General features: G+C 46.0%; 22 protein-coding genes and 1 pseudogene. 10 read left to right on the top strand and 13 right to left on the bottom strand.

What is annotated here, in order from left to right; translation table 11 throughout:
* Positions 1–129: 129 nt before the first annotated feature.
* The 12 genes and pseudogenes from ABHF33_RS07220 to ABHF33_RS07170 form a co-directional block, all read right to left on the bottom strand.
* On the bottom strand, positions 130–792 hold the full coding sequence (locus tag ABHF33_RS07220; RefSeq protein ID WP_348946318.1) for an efflux RND transporter permease subunit: 663 nt from the start codon (positions 790–792) through the stop codon (positions 130–132).
* Positions 792–1,196, bottom strand: coding sequence for an efflux RND transporter permease subunit (locus ABHF33_RS07215; RefSeq protein ID WP_348946317.1), 405 nt, complete (start codon positions 1,194–1,196; stop codon positions 792–794). Before ABHF33_RS07215 ends, ABHF33_RS07220 begins: the two co-directional genes overlap by 1 nt.
* On the bottom strand, positions 1,135–1,644 hold the full coding sequence (locus tag ABHF33_RS07210; protein WP_348946613.1) for an efflux RND transporter permease subunit: 510 nt from the start codon (positions 1,642–1,644) through the stop codon (positions 1,135–1,137). The genes ABHF33_RS07215 and ABHF33_RS07210 overlap by 62 nt, the downstream gene beginning before the upstream one ends.
* Positions 1,568–1,789 carry a hypothetical protein gene (locus ABHF33_RS07205; RefSeq protein WP_348946316.1) on the bottom strand — a complete coding sequence of 74 codons (222 nt, stop codon included), beginning with the start codon at positions 1,787–1,789 and terminating at the stop codon, positions 1,568–1,570. Before ABHF33_RS07205 ends, ABHF33_RS07210 begins: the two co-directional genes overlap by 77 nt.
* Positions 1,786–3,267 carry an efflux RND transporter permease subunit gene (locus tag ABHF33_RS07200; RefSeq protein WP_348946315.1) on the bottom strand — a complete coding sequence of 494 codons (1,482 nt, stop codon included), beginning with the start codon at positions 3,265–3,267 and terminating at the stop codon, positions 1,786–1,788. The genes ABHF33_RS07205 and ABHF33_RS07200 overlap by 4 nt, the downstream gene beginning before the upstream one ends.
* A complete protein-coding gene (locus ABHF33_RS07195; protein ID WP_348946314.1) occupies positions 3,264–3,488 on the bottom strand; it encodes a copper-binding protein in 225 nt (74 codons plus the stop codon). The genes ABHF33_RS07200 and ABHF33_RS07195 overlap by 4 nt, the downstream gene beginning before the upstream one ends.
* A gap of 59 nt (positions 3,489–3,547) precedes the next feature.
* Positions 3,548–4,262 (bottom strand): annotated as a pseudogene (locus ABHF33_RS07190) (efflux RND transporter periplasmic adaptor subunit).
* Positions 4,232–4,453, bottom strand: a complete 222-nt coding sequence (locus ABHF33_RS07185; protein ID WP_348946313.1) for an efflux RND transporter periplasmic adaptor subunit — start codon at positions 4,451–4,453, stop codon at positions 4,232–4,234. Before ABHF33_RS07185 ends, ABHF33_RS07190 begins: the two are co-directional and overlap by 31 nt.
* Before the next feature lie 32 nt (positions 4,454–4,485).
* A complete protein-coding gene (locus ABHF33_RS16935; RefSeq protein WP_432803972.1) occupies positions 4,486–4,662 on the bottom strand; it encodes a heavy metal-binding domain-containing protein in 177 nt (58 codons plus the stop codon).
* 228 nt (positions 4,663–4,890) lie between these two features.
* The gene (locus ABHF33_RS07180) at positions 4,891–5,091 is read right to left on the bottom strand and encodes a hypothetical protein (RefSeq protein ID WP_348946311.1); all 201 of its coding nucleotides are present in this window, start codon (positions 5,089–5,091) and stop codon (positions 4,891–4,893) included.
* Positions 5,092–5,125: 34 nt separating this feature from the next.
* Entirely contained in the window at positions 5,126–5,743 is a 618-nt protein-coding gene (locus ABHF33_RS07175) for a TolC family protein (protein WP_348946612.1), read from the bottom strand.
* Positions 5,744–5,754: 11 nt separating this feature from the next.
* Positions 5,755–6,012 (bottom strand): hypothetical protein, encoded by a 258-nt coding sequence (locus tag ABHF33_RS07170; RefSeq protein ID WP_348946310.1) that lies wholly within the window; start codon positions 6,010–6,012, stop codon positions 5,755–5,757.
* Positions 6,013–7,973: 1,961 nt separating this feature from the next.
* Between ABHF33_RS07170 and ABHF33_RS07165 the strand changes: the two genes are divergently transcribed.
* The 8 genes from ABHF33_RS07165 (at position 7,974) to ABHF33_RS07130 (ending at position 13,801) form a co-directional block, all read left to right on the top strand.
* Positions 7,974–9,140 carry a hypothetical protein gene (locus ABHF33_RS07165; protein WP_348946309.1) on the top strand — a complete coding sequence of 389 codons (1,167 nt, stop codon included), beginning with the start codon at positions 7,974–7,976 and terminating at the stop codon, positions 9,138–9,140.
* A gap of 280 nt (positions 9,141–9,420) precedes the next feature.
* Positions 9,421–10,110 (top strand): hypothetical protein, encoded by a 690-nt coding sequence (locus ABHF33_RS07160; RefSeq protein ID WP_348946308.1) that lies wholly within the window; start codon positions 9,421–9,423, stop codon positions 10,108–10,110.
* 23 nt (positions 10,111–10,133) lie between these two features.
* Positions 10,134–10,988 carry a DUF4852 domain-containing protein gene (locus tag ABHF33_RS07155; RefSeq protein WP_348946307.1) on the top strand — a complete coding sequence of 285 codons (855 nt, stop codon included), beginning with the start codon at positions 10,134–10,136 and terminating at the stop codon, positions 10,986–10,988.
* Positions 10,989–11,034: 46 nt separating this feature from the next.
* On the top strand, positions 11,035–11,268 hold the full coding sequence (locus ABHF33_RS07150; RefSeq protein ID WP_348946306.1) for a hypothetical protein: 234 nt from the start codon (positions 11,035–11,037) through the stop codon (positions 11,266–11,268).
* Positions 11,246–11,833 carry a hypothetical protein gene (locus ABHF33_RS07145; protein ID WP_348946305.1) on the top strand — a complete coding sequence of 196 codons (588 nt, stop codon included), beginning with the start codon at positions 11,246–11,248 and terminating at the stop codon, positions 11,831–11,833. The genes ABHF33_RS07150 and ABHF33_RS07145 overlap by 23 nt, the downstream gene beginning before the upstream one ends.
* A gap of 20 nt (positions 11,834–11,853) precedes the next feature.
* A complete protein-coding gene (locus ABHF33_RS07140) occupies positions 11,854–12,726 on the top strand; it encodes a hypothetical protein (protein ID WP_348946304.1) in 873 nt (290 codons plus the stop codon).
* A complete protein-coding gene (locus ABHF33_RS07135) occupies positions 12,717–13,415 on the top strand; it encodes a hypothetical protein (RefSeq protein ID WP_348946303.1) in 699 nt (232 codons plus the stop codon). The genes ABHF33_RS07140 and ABHF33_RS07135 overlap by 10 nt, the downstream gene beginning before the upstream one ends.
* 23 nt (positions 13,416–13,438) lie before the next feature.
* Positions 13,439–13,801: a hypothetical protein gene (locus ABHF33_RS07130; protein WP_348946302.1), complete on the top strand. Its 363-nt coding sequence runs from the start codon at positions 13,439–13,441 to the stop codon at positions 13,799–13,801.
* A gap of 36 nt (positions 13,802–13,837) precedes the next feature.
* Here the strand turns inward: ABHF33_RS07130 and ABHF33_RS07125 are convergent, their stop codons facing one another.
* A complete protein-coding gene (locus ABHF33_RS07125) occupies positions 13,838–14,473 on the bottom strand; it encodes a response regulator transcription factor (protein WP_348946301.1) in 636 nt (211 codons plus the stop codon).
* A gap of 26 nt (positions 14,474–14,499) precedes the next feature.
* Between ABHF33_RS07125 and ABHF33_RS07120 the strand changes: the two genes are divergently transcribed.
* Both ABHF33_RS07120 and ABHF33_RS07115 read left to right on the top strand, forming a co-directional pair.
* The gene (locus ABHF33_RS07120; RefSeq protein ID WP_348946300.1) at positions 14,500–16,095 is read left to right on the top strand and encodes an ATP-binding protein; all 1,596 of its coding nucleotides are present in this window, start codon (positions 14,500–14,502) and stop codon (positions 16,093–16,095) included.
* 8 nt (positions 16,096–16,103) lie between these two features.
* Positions 16,104–17,111, top strand: a complete 1,008-nt coding sequence (locus ABHF33_RS07115; RefSeq protein WP_348946299.1) for a DUF4384 domain-containing protein — start codon at positions 16,104–16,106, stop codon at positions 17,109–17,111.
* The last annotated feature ends 9 nt before the right edge of the window (positions 17,112–17,120 follow it).

Below are 17,120 nucleotides of genomic sequence, written 5' to 3'. Positions count from 1 at the left end.
GTGGGCGAAATCAATGATTCATTTGAGCTGATCATGGTCGAGGATGATCTTGCGTCATTCTTGACCAGTGGCAAGGATATTGGTGTTGGGCCTTTTAGTAGATCCAACACCAGCAGCATCAGTTGTATGTTAGTTCATCAATTTTTTAGGCTTTTGCTTTCTCATTAACTGATAAGCAACAGGAATAATAAATAGCGATAACAATGGTGCTGTCACCATGCCCCCACCATGGGCGCTGCAATTCGACTCATGATCTCGCTGCCTAATACCGCTACCCAATAAAATCGGCAGCAAGCCTGCAATGATCACCGCCACAGTCATCGCCTTGGGTCGGACTCGTAATACAGCCCCTTCAGTAATCGCTTCGAGCAAGGCTTTATCGCCGTGATTGCCATCATCCAAGCGCTCTTGCCATGCATTTTTCAGATACAGCAGCATAATCACGCCAAATTCGGTAGATACCCCAGCCAACGCGATAAATCCGACTCCGGTTGCAATCGACAGGTTGTAGCCCAGTAAGTACAGAAACCAGATGCCCCCTGTGAGCGCCAAAGGCAGTGTCGCCATAATCAGCAAGGCTTCATCAAAGCGTTTAAACGTCAGATACAGCAGTACGAAGATAATCAGTAGAGTAGCTGGAACCACCAATTTGAGTTTTGCGTTGGCGCGCTCCAGAAATTCAAACTGGCCTGAGTAGCTGATGCTGATACCCGGCTCCAGCCGACTTGCTCGGTGACTGCACGCCGTAGGTCGTGCGCGACAAAGCCAAATCACGATCACGCACATCGACATCAAACCCAGCCGGTTGGACGCGCATTTTCTCTTGCGAGCATCGGCGGGCCATCACTTACCGAGATTTTTGCGACCATGCCTAAGGTTATTTGCATACCTTGCGGCGTAACGATAGGTAGATTGGCCACTTTCTCAACAGTGTCGCGCCATTCGCGTGGATAACGCAGATTGATGGGGAAGCGCGCCAACCCCTCGACTGTTTCACCAATATTGTCACCGCCGATAGCGCTGGCAACAATGGCTTGAACATCACTGATATTGAGCCCGTAACGTGCGGCGGCTGCACGATCGATTTTGACATCCACATAGCGCCCACCGGTGAGCCGCTCGGCCAATGCTGAACTAACACCAGGCACCGTTTTGGCGATGGTTTCCAGCTTGCTGGGCAATTTTATCGAGGTCATCCAAATTACTGCCCGCAATTTTGACGCCAATCGGGCTTTTAATCCCCGTCGCCAACATATCGATCCGATTACGAATCGGCGGTACCCAAATGTTGGCCATGCCAGGTACTTTCACCGCCTTATCGAGTTCCTCAATCAATTTTTTCGGCGTCATGCCTGGTCGCCATTGATCGCGAGGTTTGAACTGAATCGTCGTTTCAAACATTTCCAGTGGAGCAGGGTCGGTCGCAGTTTCCGCGCGGCCAGCTTTACCCGAAACACGCGCCACTTCGGGAACGGTTTTAATCATCCGATTGGTTTGCTGCAGCAGCTCGCTGGCTTTTTGCGCCGATAAACCCGGTAGGGCTGATGGCATATACAGTAAATCGCCTTCATCGAGCGGCGGCAGAAATTCGCCACCCAGACGACTGACTGGCCATAACGCGAGACAGAAATACGAGCATAGCAACGACAAGTGTTGTTTTTGGTTTTGCCAATACGGCGTCAAGCAGAGGGCGATAAATTTTAATGAGCCAACGATTAAGCGGATTTTGTTTTTCTTCAGGTAATTTGCCACGTATCCAGTAGCCCATCAGAATGGGAATCAGCGTCACAGAAAGCGCCGCCGCTGCCGCCATCGCGTAGGTTTTGGTAAATGCCAACGGCGTAAAATAGTCGTCCCTTCTTGTGCTTCGAGCGTAAACACTGGAATGAAAGACAGCGTGATAATTAGCAAGGAAAAAAACAGTGCAGGGCCGACTTCTACTGCAGCCTCAGTCATTACATGCCAATGCGCTTCGCCTTTAAGCTGCTCTTCGGGATGTTCGTGCTGCCAGGCTTCGACTTTTTTATGCGCGTTCTCAATCATGACGACAGCGGCATCGACCATTGCGCCAACGGCAATCGCAATCCCGCCCAGCGACATGATATTGGCGTTCACGCCTTGATAGCGCATGACGAGGAACGCAATCAAAACGCCCAATGGCAAGGAAACAATCGCTACCAAACTAGAGCGAAAATGCCCCAAAAAAATCACGCACACCAGCGCGACGACCAGAAATTCCTCTAGTAATTTAAAACTCAGATTATCAATGGCGCTATCGATCAAATGGCTACGGTCGTAGGTCGTGACGATCTCAACGCCAGCAGGCAAGCTGGGTTTGAGCTGCTCCAGTTTGGCGTGCACGGCGGCAATGGTTTCACGCGCATTCTTGCCTGAGCGCAGAATGATGACGCCGCCAACGGCTTCACCTTCGCCATCAAGCTCGCTAATCCCACGCCGCATTTCCGGCCCGAGCTGGATGGTCGCCAAATCGCCCAGCAAAACAGGCACATTATTGGCCAATCTGATGGGTATAGCCTTGAAGTCATTGATAGACTTGAGATAGCCGTCGGTACGTACTACGAGTTCGGTTTCACCGGCCTCAAGCACACCGCCACCAGTTTCCTGATTGGCTTTCTCAACGGCTTCGCGTACCTCGGTTTGAGTAATGCCGTAACTCGCCAATTTAATCGGGTCTATGACGATTTGATATTGCTTGACCATGCCACCGACCGTGGCCACTTCGGCCACATTGGGGAGTGTTTTGAGTTCAAACTTCAGATACCAATCCTGCAAAGCACGAAGCTGAGATAAATCATGCTTACCTGTTTTATCGACGAGTGAATATTGGTAAATCCAGCCAACGCCTGTGGCATCAGGGCCAAGTGATGACTTGGCCGAGGCGGGCAAGCGGCTCTGGATTTGATTTAGATACTCCAACACCCGCGAACGCGCCCAGTACAAGTCAGTTTGGTCATCAAACAGCACATAGACAAAGCTATCGCCAAAGAAAGAAAACCCTCGCACCGTTTTTGCGCCGGGCACGGATAGCATCGTCGTTGTAAGTGGATAAGTAACCTGGTTTTCAACGATCTGTGGTGCTTGCCCCGGATAACTGGTGCGAATAATCACCTGTACATCAGATAAATCGGGCAGAGCATCGATCGGTGTGGTTTTTACCGCCCAGACACCCCAAGCCGTTAAAAATGCCATGGCCAGCAGTACTAAGAACCGGTTGGCAACCGACCAGCGAATCAAATGGGCGATCATGGCTGAACCCCTTGCTTGGTAAGCTGTTCAATAACGAGGCCATCATCACTTTGCCGAACACCGGCACGGACTTTGTCGCCGACTTTAAGCCCTTTAAGGATCTCGATGCGAGCAACTGGATAAGCCATGGTCATTGCAGCCATGCCAACCACTTTGAAATGTCCATGTGCCAAGGTGACTTTGCTGCCCATCAATGGCTTTGATCGTTGCATCCGCTTCATCAATTGCCATGGCAGCCCTTGAAGCAGATGAAGCCGCTTTATTGCTCACTAGCTTGGTTTTAACACCAGCTAGATTGGCTTCCAGAATCGATCAGGAATTGCCCGCTCGCGACGATTTTTTGACCTTCACTTAAGCCGTTAACAATCATGGTTTTATCGCCCACTTCAGCGCCCAAAGTGACTTCAACGGGCTCAAAGTGATTTTCACTACTGATTAATATCACTAGAGATCGTTTGCCAGTGCGAATAATGGCTTCAGTGGGAACAAGGAGCGCTGAGTTTGAGGCCTTACTGGCCAATTTTACTTGGGCAGACATGCCAGGACGTAAGTGGCCATCCTTATTTGGTAGCTCCACGCGTACTTTGAGGCTACGGCTTGCATCATTCAAAGTCGGTAAAATGGCGGTGACTTTGCCGTTCAGCTCATACCGGGGAAGGCGGCTAATAAAACTTCAGCCTTACCGCCGATTTGTACTGCTGCCGATTGTGCTTCCGGTACGGCAACATCAAGCCAGACCGAACTGATGTCATTGATTTTGGCGAGGTTTGCCCAGTCGTTAGCGTCATGCCACTGCGTACTGACAGTTCTTGAATTACACCTGCTTGCGTACTGCGTAACGTCTGACGCGCGCTCACTTTGCCTGTTTTCTCAACTTCAGAAATCAAACCCGCAGGCATTCCAGTTAGACGCAATCGTTCCCGAGCGGCGCTGATTAAACCGGCATCGCCGCTATCGCGAATGGCTAAAAATTCATGTTGCGCGGTAGAGTCCATTCTGGAGTCAGCACTTCGGCCAAAGGCTGGCCCGCAGCAATAATGTCGCCAGGTGCCAAGGCCCACACGCGCTCAACAAAACCATTGCTGCGTGCCTGCTCAATAGAGATATTTCGCTCATTGAAGGCAAGTACGCCTGTAGCATCAATACTCAGTGCAACGGCGTGGCGCTCAACATGAGCTAGGCGCATGCCCGTATTTTGCAAAGTTTGAGGATCAATTTTTACCCCAGATGATTCAGTGGTATCGCCTGCATATTTGGGTACCAGGCCATATCCATAAATGGCGATTGACCTGGTTTATCAAAATGAACGTCCGGTTTCATTGGATCGAACCAGTACAAAACTTTTTTCTCAGTGGCTGTGGGTGATGTATTGGCCTCCTGATGTGGCGTAAGCACTGATTCTACCGCCGACAATACCAAGCCCAAAAGTGCAGCACCAATTGAGAGTGCAATGATGGTTTGTTTGGTTTTCCATTGCTTCAGCTCCTGCGAGAGGTGTGGCCATTCGGATAAGTGAAGTGCATTCGAGCTTGGATTTGCTGCAACTCGGTCAGAGTTGCGATGGCTTTAAGCTGCGTATCTAGCAGGTCACGACGAGCAGTAATCACTTCGCTGAGAGTGCCTTTAGCACTTTTCCAAGCTGTTAATGACAGGGCGATTTTTTTCTTTTGCTAATGGCAGCAATGTTGTTTGATAACGCTGATCAGATTGCTGTAAACGTTGCAAATCAGCGAGGTCATTGGCCAATTCGGCACTTCGTTCGCGCAGAGAAGCTTCGCGCTCGGCATCCAGTGCTGTACGTTCGGCGATTTTTGCCGCAATCATTGGGTCTTGCCGTTTGCCAGAAAAAACAGGCAAATCAAACGTAAATTCCAGCATGACTGAATCGTCGTCTTGAGGATTGCGCTGGTATTTCAGCTCTACACCCCCAGTTCGGTTTTTTACCGGCTCGGGCTTCGGCAATTTCGGCATCCAACACATTGCCTTTCGGGTCAAAGGCTGCGAGTTCTGGGCGATCTGTGACACGGTTTTGTAGTGATTGCTGATCAATATTAAATGCCGGTAAGTTGCCTGAGACGCCTTCATCTGCGGCGACGCCCACCCAGCGGCGAAGTTGCGCTGTAGCTTGTCGTCGGCGAGCAGTCAGCTCGTCACGCATTTCTTCCAGTCTTGCCAATTCTTGTTTGGGTAAAACGGTATCGGTGATGCTGCCTTTACCGGAGGCAAGCTGCGCCTGAATTGCTTTGCTAAAAGTTTGTTTTTCAGCTTCAAGCTCATCAATCAAGGTCAATTGCCGCTCAAGGCCATACTGCGCAATCCACGCTTGAGCAGTCTCGCGAGCGACATTTTTACGCGCGATTTTATTTTCCATTTCACTGACGCTGATTCGCGCATTTGCGGCCTGAACCCGTGCATTACGTTTGTCGCTATTGAGGAAACTCTTGCATGATCCCGAAGGTTTGCATCGCCATGCCATTGGGGCCGGGATTAAATCGATCTGGGCCTGCAAATAGGTAGGTTATCAATGCCTAACTCAATTTTCGGATCGGGCAATTCACCAGCAGGAATTGCAGATTGTTGAGCGACAGTAATTTGCGCATGACTTGCTTGTAATTGCGGTGCATCGCGCAAGGCAATCGTTTGTGCCGCTTCGAATGTGAGGGCATATGCTGACAACGGTGCACCTGCGATGAGCCCTGCGAGCGCCATATTGGTCGCCAACAGGCTCCACGAGAAGGTTCTCATGATTAACTCCAAATCTAATTAGCAGACCGTATAAAACGGCATGCAAAAACCACCCTCGATCAGTTAGGCAGCGATAGATCGAAGGTGAGATTGATTGATGGAATTAAGCACGAGCTGGCGGACGCCAGACATTTGAATTGGCAGAGGAAAGAGGGAGAGAGTCGCTCGTTGAGTGGTAAACAGTCTCACTAGGTGGAGGTAAGACATTCAGTAAGATTGCGACAACACCTAATGAACTGGATTGGCAATCAACGGTGAGTTTGCAGCAAGGCTTGCTTGATGCGTGATGTTGATCGCCGCACGCAGGCATCGCTTCGTCACAATTTTGCTGCAGAGCTTGCGCGTATGCCATTTCTTTCATCATGCAGTCTGGTTTTTGAGGTCGAGCGTTTGCCCCGCCTGAAAACGCCATGATCAACACGAGAAGGAAATAACTGATGAATTTCATTGTCGTAGTATAAGCCGCATGATGTGCTGGCGCTAAAAATTTTTCAATAAGTCTGATGGAGATCAGAGTTGAAAGCAATGCTAGAAGACGTGTTACTTAGCGCGTTTGAGCGTTGCCGTTGTAGACCCATCCGCAATGTGCGTGTGTGGTTCTGATCGCAGAAATGCTCTGTTTGAAGCACGGGCATCACAAAAAATTGGCCGTCACATTCCCCTTTCGGCTAGTCATTGAGGCGTTTTTTTAACCTCAGGATTTTGTCATCCCGCTTAGAAAATTCAATTTCCAGGTTAACGAAAACGAAAATTTGAAGTCGGAGAGCAGAAAAATTGCGCAAGCGATTTTTTGACTCGATCAAGTAAAAATTCTCATGAAATGATTATTTGTCATTTTGCGAGTGTTGCTGGTTTGTGCCTTTTCGCGCGAGCACTTGAAGTGAGCGCAGCGAACGATTCGGACGTTACCCTAATTTCCCCAAAAAGACGCCTCGTTGGTTTTTTCAAAACCGGTCAATGTAGCGTTGCCTTAATTATTTATTAAATTTGTAAAGGCATGTAGCTGGAAACATTCTTATTTTCAATAGAATCATAAGGTTAACAAACCGTAAGGTGTCGGGTAAATGCCCCTAAAAATTCATTTATAAAATTTGTAAAAACTGAGTAGTTTTGCATGGGTAACATGTTGATTATTAATGGAAAGGCAACGTTAAGGTGACGCATTGTTGGATATATAAAAACGCAATCACGTTGCTTTGGAGTACGTTTTTGTAAAGAAAGGCTGCTTTGACACCTGAAAAATTTGTAAAAACAGACCGTTTTGACACCCATTTTGGAGGAAAGAAAATTAGGGTAACGTGGGGTTTGATGACGCGAAGCGCAGGAAAGTTGTGTTTTGTTCGACCCCCAAAAGAGCGAAAAGGAAAAAGTCGTTTCGTGACACTGGAATTATTTGTTCGAATGACCTTTGAATTATTTTTGAAAGAAAATACGTAGGAACGGAATAAGCGCGGATAGAAGCTAGTGTCGAAGAATGCATTAATTGATTGAAAATATTATCAATGAATTGATGAGGAAATACTTGGTGCTTGTATAGGAGGTGCAGTCTGAGAGATTGAAATAATAAAATTAACTTCTATTTGGAATGGGTAAAGAAAGGAGAAAAAATAAAACTGGCAAAATATTGTTTTGCCAGTTTTATTTCGATGTTTATTTGATTTTTAAGTAGTTTGTGTTGATGAATTGTTTTGCCAGTTATTGGAGAGGTGATGGATGTTGCTTGTGTTAAAAGTTGGGAGTGCCTTTGTATTTAGTGAAAAAATGTTTTGTTAGATGAAGAGTGGCTTGTATAATGTATTTGTGTTTTTTTTGCTAACCCGCTGCTTTGCTGTTTTGGAAGTGGTTGATTGAAAGTTGTTGCCGTAATAAATTTTCTGGTGGATGCAAAGTTGGTGTTTTATTTTTAAATAGATTGTCTGTATTTATTTTGTTGTTTTTTTAATCAGTGATGGGGTTTTAAAATGGGAAGAAGATCAACAAAAGATATTCTTGATAAATTAAAGTATCCAAAGCCCTGTGGTCTTGAGGTTAGGAATCCTGTGGGCGATAAGATGGTAGAGGATTCAACACTGTATGACTATTACATTAAAGGATGTCAAATAATAAGAAAGGCATCAAAACAGATGGGCTATCCAGATGGTGAGATAGCAAAACCGATGGAGATAGCAAAGTGGTTTGATGATTATAGAGTTAATATAAGTAGCAACTTATTTAGAACCATGAAACAAAGGATTCTGATGGTGATTTATTTTCTTTGTGAAAACAAGTCGTTTACTGATTGTGAAGAGGCAATAAAGACGATCAAAGCTTGTACGTCAACAGGAGTGATAAGAAATACCAAAAAAGTATTGGCAAAAAAAGACCTTGATAAAATCATGGCTAAATTTAATGAAGAGATTCGCATTCGAACGGTAAAAGACTATAAGACAAAAGATAGAATAATTCTGCTTCGTGATTCGTTTCTTGCAAGTTTACTCACTGGATTAAGACCGTGTGAGTGGTATGACGCAGAATTAAATGATGAGAAAAACCAGTTGATTGTTTTGAATGCAAAGGAAGATGAAAATAGAGAGGGTGGAAAGTACAGAGTACTTAATCTCGAAGATTTTACTGAAGAGGAAGGTGATCTTGTTTCTCGCGTTTGCAAAAATTTCGACAAGATAAGAAGAGCTAAAGTAAGGCTAATGCTCTTTAATAAAATTAAGCTAGAAATAATTAAAGAAAAAGAAGAGCAAGGTATTGATTGCAAAAAAATAAGCAAAGATACAATGAATGCTTGGGCCAATAGTCGTTATGAAGAGTTTCGTCATATGTTGCAACAACTATCCAGTAAAGAATTGGAAGATTTAACTGAGTTTGAAATGAATATATTCAATGAGTATCTTGATATTGAGAAAAAAGCAAGGGACAACTTAAGTATGAGTATGTCAAGAGACATGGGGAAAATATCAAGAGACGCATTGGGTTTTCGCGAGTCATATCCAGTGCGTTATAGCGCACGTCATCAATTTAAAATAAATCAGAAAAAAGCTGGTTACTGCAAGAATGTTCGGGCGGCTTTAATGGGTAATGCGTCAAATGAAGCTGAGGGTGTTTCCGATTTTCGGCTGCCAAGCTTGGCCAAATAAATTTGTAAGTATGGTTGCATACTGTAGTTGAACTTTGCACTCGTCGACACGGTAGTAGAGCGTGCTCAATATGAGCCATTTTTGCGCATCTAGCCTCCCATAGCTGAGTTGGATTGCTCGCTGGGTGGGTTCTGCTGTATCAGCGTGGACGTAGCATGGGGTTTTTCGAGGAACCCTACATAGAAACCCTGAGTCGACTCATTGGTTATCCGGATTACTACGCTAATTCATTTTGCATAATATTTGCCCTGTTTATTATCCAATAGCAGGAGTTAATCAAATGCAGCGCGGCAAGATTATCCAGTACAACAATCAGAGTGGCGAAGGTGTTATTTCGGTAGATGGAAAACAACACGATTTTACAATTAAGCAATGGCATAGCGATGTTGCTCCAAATGTAAATCGATTGGTTGATGTTGGCTTATTAAATGGTGTTGTTAGCCATATTTGTATTGTCCCTGATGATGTTTTGGTTCGCGAAAAGGCTGCTGAATTGACCGGAAAATTCGGTGCAATGCTATCACAGTCAAACGCCGATTCAGCCAATAATGGATTAGTGGCAAATTTGCTTGCAGCAATTGGCAAGCCTGCATTGATTGCAATTGCTGTTTATTTTATTTCTACATTATTTCTTCCTGCCATTGAAACCATGGGGCGTGGCGCAGCACTGTGGGATGCGTTGACCTATTTAGGTTCCGGCTGGAAATTCATGTTGTTTGTTGCTTGGTTTTCTCCAGCAATTCCGTTTTTTATTCCCAATAAGAACGCAGTATGGTCATTAGCATTGCCGCTTTTTGTCATCCTCGGTGTGACTTGGAGTGTTTATAGCCGCTTTAGCGGATACAACGTCCCATTTTTTGATTTGATTTCACGATATATGGGGCTTGGCTTGGGTTATTACCTTGCATTAGCAAGCTCGGCTTTCTTGGCGTTATGCGCATTTAAAAAATGGGCTGTTCAGTCAGCGTAATTGATCAATCAATGGAAATTAAAATGAAAAATATTGCATTGGCTATGGTGACTGCATGCGTAGCATTGTCGGGTTGTAGTAAATCACCCCAGAATCAAACACCACAAGAACGTTGTGAAGCCTATTTCAAGGCTGCGGCTAGTAAAAATCCGGAAATGGTAAATGTTGAGCCGTTTGTTCGTGAGTGTATGAGCAATTTTGATCGCTATAAAAAAATATATGATGAGAATGACGTAAAGCAGTCTGCTGGTGGAAATTCTGAAGTGTTTGCTGCCGCTCAAGCAGCTGCGCCGACACTCCCATTAGGAGATAAAGCTTTTCCATTGAATCAGTACACTGAAGTTTCCAATTCATTGCCAATTGTGCAAGCGTATTACGTTTTAAATGGCATGCCCGCAAAGTTTGATTTGATGGCCGCATTGGCATCGAATGACTATGCGCGTGAGAATGATAGCTTTAAAAAGCAGGATCTTTTGAAAGTTATACAGCCTAAATTGGAGCAGCAAATGGCTGCGCTAAAAGCGAAGCCTTATATGGTTATTGATATTTCGGTGAAGCTTGGTGCTTATGACTTCAATAAAAAAGGATTTCCAATTAATGGAATTTCAGAAGATGGATTCTTGAGTTACCGTGATGTTGGCGCGGCATATGCTCTGAAATTTTCTAATGCTAATGACTATTCATTCTTTGCGAATGCGGACGAAAGCAGTGCCAGAGAAATCGAAGCATTACGCAACAGTCAAGGCAGTTGGGTCAATTATTCAGCGAAAGCTTATGTGTTTGCACAGGCTGCCGAAGATAAAAATGGTCGTAATATGGTAGTTGGTCAAATCATGAAACTGGTTGTTAATAAACAGGATGGCACTAAGTTTTTTTGAATACTAATAATTAATCAATGATCTTTAGAATTGTAAGGGGTTGAAAATGGCTTGTGAAGTAATTGTTGCGCATCAAATCTCTGCGCAAATAACTGATTCGAAGGCAACAGCATCGAAACTGAAGAAAATGATGTTGATGTTTATGCTTGGTGGGCCTTGTGCATTTATTGTTTTGGCTATGGCATTCGGACTTGGTGGATTTTGGTTTGGATTTATTGCTTGGATTTTAGGGCTTTTTTTTCTATGTAAAGCCTGCCATGGTGAAAATGGCAAAGGGTAGTGTTCAAGGCAATGTGGATGTTGTAAAAAATGAAGCCAAGAAAATTATGCACAGCCTTGGCTTTGAGGTGACGCACGAGTTCTCTAATGGTTTTTTCAATTTCGATGCAAAAAACAAAAAATTTCTTAGCGTAGTATTGGATAAATCGCAATTTCATTTGTATGACTTTGATGATTTAAGAGGAATCAGTATTGAGCAGTTTGCTACCGCTCAAGACCGACACAACGCCAAAATGAGTAGTTTGGCTCAAGATATGAAACGCTCCAGCGCAATAAATAGCGCTGTTAGTAATGCGGTTGATGGTGCCACTGGCCGTAGTAGGATTAGCGCGGGTATTAGTAATGATATGGCGGGCATTGCTGTACAGGCATCGGCACATGCGGCACATGGGGCTGGCTACAACTCGGCTCGTAAAGCGATTGGCAATATTGGTGTCCCTACTGGTGGCAATATCATTGTGTTGTCGACCAACAATCCGGACTCTCCGATTTATAAAACAATTGGCTTGGCGGATCAGGAAGCTGAGCGGACTTACCACGCGATCATGGCATTAACTTCGGTTTGATTTTTGAGGATGATGCTGTGATGAAAAAGACAATTCTTGCCACTGCACTTTGTTTGTTGGCCGGGTATGTGGCAGCCAGTCCTGATGATGGATTGGCTGCAATGCAGAAATATTACAAATTCAATCCTAGTGTGATTGAGGCTCGTGCGGAGCCGACGCTTTTTAAAGGACTGTATGGCATTCCGCTTCGTGCTGGTGGTTATACCCGTTTCTTTAATGAAAGTGCCACGATGGTTTTTAATGACGCTGACGGTAACAAATGGGAGAAATTGCAAGCATTCAAGAAGGTGAATGACCCCGATAATTTAGTGCCGAAAGCCAGTTACCCTGACCTTTATAAGAACTTGGTGCAAAGTATTGATCTGGCTCAGGCTCCGATTGTGGCGACATTTGGCAAGCCTGGCCCAGTATATGTTTTGGTCACTGCGCATGATTGTCCTTTTGCCCGCAAGTTGGTTGAGAATTTGAAGCGGGTAGAAAGCAAGCTTAATTTGACCTTGGCTATTTTCCCGACCAGTCTGCGCAGTGAGACGAGGCCCATGGCTAAAGCATTGGCGTGCTCGCGAAGTGCTAGAGCTTGGTATGACACGATGCTGGGGCGTCCAGTGCAACTCAAAACTCCGTCGGCAGATTGTGTATATGACCCTAATAAAGTCGCGGATATGCGGGAAATTTTGTCCGCCACCAAGGGGATTGATAAAACAGGCACGCCTTATATCATCATGCCAGATGGTGTCATTGCAACCGGGCCGACAGCCACGCAGAGTGATGCCGAAATTATCAACTTTTTTACATTTAACCCGCAGCGCAGCCCAATGATAGGAGTCGGCATGATCGACAGCATCAACGATGGCCGCCCCAATTTATTAACAGGAGCTGCGCCATGGAAGTAAAAAAAGAGAAGTCCGCTGTGTCATTGCGTCAGGTTGCTGGTGGCTTGTTGATGACAAGCAGCCTGCTGTTGGTCGCTTGTGCTGTGCCACCGAGCAATAAACCGCTTAATTCCTCTTCTACTCCAAATTCTGTCAATTCGGCGCGAAAGACAAAATCATTGCCCTATGCGGACACGCAGTTGACCGACGCCAATGGGAAATCAACATTGACACAAACTGCTCCGCAGAAGGTGCAAGCGTTTAACGCAGTCAAAGATTGCACTGAGCTGGCGCAAGCAGGTTGGAAGGTGATGAGTACCACTGGTGCTGATGGTAAGAAAACTTCTCGCTTTGGGTTTGATGGCGAGCGCGGCGTGAGCAATAAGTATGGCATGTGCTTATTGACCAAGGGCGATCAGGCGCGTGTGTTTTTGATTGACCCTAGTGGCATGATTCGCTGGGATGAGACCGTTACTCAGGCTGCGTCTGGCGCAACGTTGATTCTCAGTGGCTGGTGGGGCGGGTGCTGGCAGGGCAAGGGTGGTCAGCAGGATCGAGAGTTTGTTGCTTTGGCTAACCCCGAGCGAAGCAAAAAAGACAAATCAGGCGTGTTCAGTGCCAAAGTTGGCTGGATGGTGAAACCAGACGGCAGTGTGAGCCGTGTTGCCGACGGTCTGAAATGTAATCTGAATTCCGGTGATGTTGATTAAGAAACCAAATGATGGAGTAAAAAATGCAGAAAATTAATCTGTGGATTGGCGCGATTGCAGTAATGCTGGCGGCTTCGAGTTTTGCAGATACGGGTTTGCCTTTTGTCGGAACCCGCTATTTCAATTTTATGGGTGGAACGGGTACGGAGCAGGCAATCACCATCAAGGCTGACGGTGCTACGGTGATTAAAAGTATTGGCAAATTTGGTGAAAGCGTCATTTACAAAGGTAAATATAAAAATCCGCTTAATCTGAAAGATGGCTCTGGTTACGAGATCAAGGGCGAGATGATCACATCACTGAGCCATGGTAAACCCGAGAAAGGTTGTGATCTGATGTATGAAGATGCGCCATGTAGCACTAAGATGTATATGCCGAAACAATAGGTAGATAAAGCGGGTTATTTAGATACCCCGTCCTGTTTATACAGCCGGGGCTTTCTTTTCTCGGATCAAGTACATTTCGACAGGTGAGCTGCTACCAATTTTTTTGATCAGATTGGCGCGGTGGGTTTCGACGGTTTTTCCAGAAATGTTGAGCTTTTCCGCAATTTCGACATTGCTTAAATGCTCAATAACGCCGTCCATGACTTCTTTTTCCCGGCGGGTTAGGGACGTGTAAAGGGCAACGGCCAGTTGATCCGGTAGGGCTTGTGTTGTGTGCTTTTGTTTTTTAATGGCTTCAAGAATGGCGCTATTGAGTTCGTGTGCTTTGGCTGGTTTTTGCAAAAAGTCCAACGCACCCATTTTCATCGATTTCACCGCCAGATCAATATCGCCATGGCTGGTCAGCATAATGACCGGCAAGTTGGGGGTGAGGGACTGAAGTTCGCGCAGCACGTCGCGTCCATCCTCGCCGCTCAGGCAAACATCCAAAATCAGGCAGTCTGCATGGTATTTTTTTAAAAACTGATATAGCTCACCACTGCTTGCAAAGCTGGTCACCCGATAGCCTAGCGCTGTCAAGATGGAGTTCAGGCCTTTGCGGACGCCATCATCATCGTCCAGTACAATTATGTGGATTGATTCTGCACTTGGGAACCGTTGTTCGTGCGCCATTATTTCGTCTCAATCAAAAAATTCGGATGTCGAATTTGCTGCTGCTGGTTGGCGTAGTGCTCTCTGGGTACGCGGGCATTATGGCGCAGCGCTTGGCAGAGCAGGAAGCCAAAAGTCAGTTTGACAGGCAGGCTCAAGTCGTCAAGGAACAAATCGTCCGTCAGACGCAAGATTATGAGGGGGTTTTGCGGAGCCTGCAAAGCCTCTTCAGCACTTTTGGGGTGCTGCAGAGCGATGATTACGCCGCGTTTGTCAAAAAACTAAAAATAAATCAGCGATACCCTGGCCTGTTATTGCTTGAATATATTGAACCCCCTCATTCAAGCGATGAAATCAAGTATTTCCCTCCTGTGATTGAGAACAGCCAGACTGATAGTGATCCTGTGTTGACGACTGCAACGGTGGTGGCTGCCGATAGTCCAAGCATTGCTGCTGCTGGTCGCAGCGTGACGGAGGCAAATAAGGCTACTCTCGAATCGGCACTAACCTTTCGATTGCCTATTTTTTCCAAAGGGGTATCACTGGAAACGGCGGAACAACGGCGCTCTGCCTATTCGGGGAGCATCGGAGCCAGCTTTAACATTGGCCGCATGTTTACTGGCTTGAATACAGGTGATTTGCGTGTTCAAGTGTTTATTGAAGAGCCCATGCAGATGCCCGGTTCAACCACGTCTGCCAGCATTAATCACAAAATCTATGACTCGGTGGATGGGGCTGAAGAATTCGCCGGTGCTTTTAAAGAGCACTTGAAGTTGTCTTTTTCGGCCAATAATCTCGATGTCATCGTCAGCCAACAAAGCGCTTCTAGCCGCAGCATGCTTAAAGGTGCTGCAGTGACTTTATTAGGGTTATTGCTGAGTGCATTGGTTTTTATTCTGGTTCGCTTACGTTTGGAACGCCAGTTGCATGATAAGCAAATGGCGTTGGAGCAGTTCTCCAAGCTTTCATTGCTGGGCGAAATGTCAGCAGCATTGGCGCATCAATTGAAACAGCCTTTGGCTGCTATACGCTACCAAACCGAAGCGTTACAAATTAGACAATCAAGAGAAACGTTGAATCAGGAATTGATGACTGAGGGCTTTGAACAAATTGTCCAGCAAGCAGATGGCGCAATTGAATTTGTCGATTACATTCGAGATTTTTTAAAACGGCAGTCGCTTAAAAATGGCAGCTTTTCTTTGCGTGAGCTATTCAAATCGTCCTTTGAACTGTGTGAAGCGAGCATATTGGAAATGGGGTGTGCATTGCAGGTTGAAACGCCCGTGCAAGATGTTCAAGTAATGGGGCAACTGGTTGCGATTGAAAATGTGCTGATCAATCTTGTCCGCAACGCGGCGGAAGCAATTATGACTTCAGGTACGCCGGACGGCAGAATTCTCGTTACTCATCAATGTATCGCCAAATCGCTTCGGATTATTGTGTCTGATAATGGCCCTGGCATTAGTGAAGACGCTAAAGCTCATCTTTTTGAGGCGTTTTTCACTACGAAAGAGAAGGGTATGGGGATGGGGCTGCGTATTTGCCAGCAAATCGTCCATGATCACCATGGCATAATTGAGGTGGAAAACAATGAATATGGCGGAGCCCGTTTCATTATTCAGCTGCCCATTCATTCTGTGTGATGCCAACTATGTTGAAATTTTTTGCCCTATCTATTTCTTTGCTGGCCTCGATTTCTGCATTGGCTGCAGATCCGGAGTTGAGTTTTTCCGATCCATACATTGATGAATCGCCAAATTTGCAGCCAACCGTGGGTGGGCGAGCCGAAGGGGCGCGGTTATCGTTGCTGGCTCCTAGCTCTGCAGCATTGTCCTCGACAACCCAGCCTAAGCTCTATTGGTTTGCCACGGCGGAGATCAGCTCACTTACATTTAGTATTCAGTGCGCAGGTGATGCCAAACCAATTTGGACTTTAAAGCAAAGCAAGCAAAGTGCTGGTTTTCATGTGCTGGATTTGACGAAGTTAAATGTACAGCTACCAGTTCAGCAGCGTTGTGTTTGGGAAGCTGAGCTTCCAACTGTTGGCAACCGAACGCGCAAGGCGAGTGCGGCATTAATGGTTCGTCCCATCGGTGGTGCAGGTAGCAAAACGCTGCAGCAGCTGGCTGCCACTGGTTATTGGTACGATCTCATAGATGCCGTCTCGGAAAAAACGCAGAGCAAGGCCGCCGGATCATTTGCTCTGCGGGCTCGTTTATTGCGCCAAGCGGGATTGCAGGATGCAGCAGCGCAGGATGAAACACATTTTCCGCTAGAGGTCACGGCGAAATTAGCTAAGCAGATTTTGAAAAACGGCGAGCCGATTGCGCTAACTCTGCAATCAAATAAGCCCGCATTTATTCGCTGGGTATACCTAGATGTACGGGGTAAACAGACATTGATTTTGCCGAATAGCTATCAACGAGAGGATGTATTAGCGCCTTATCACCCAGTTAAATACCCCAGTGCAACGGCGGAATGGGCTTTGCATGTTCAAGCTCCATTCGGTCAGGAACAAATGAAGATTTACGCATCCGAACAACCATTGGAGCCAATTTCGCTGGTAAGCACGGGCTTTGCTACATGGCGCGAGCAGGATAAAGCCCGACTTCCGGTCGGAGTAATTGAAATAGTATTGCCGTTTGAGAGTAAACAATGACGTTGCATT

The sequence above is a fragment of the Chitinibacter sp. FCG-7 genome, assembly GCF_040047665.1.
GTDB classification, from domain to species: Bacteria; Pseudomonadota; Gammaproteobacteria; order Burkholderiales; family Chitinibacteraceae; genus Chitinibacter; species Chitinibacter mangrovi.
This window is presented reverse-complemented; position numbering and strand designations above follow the sequence as displayed.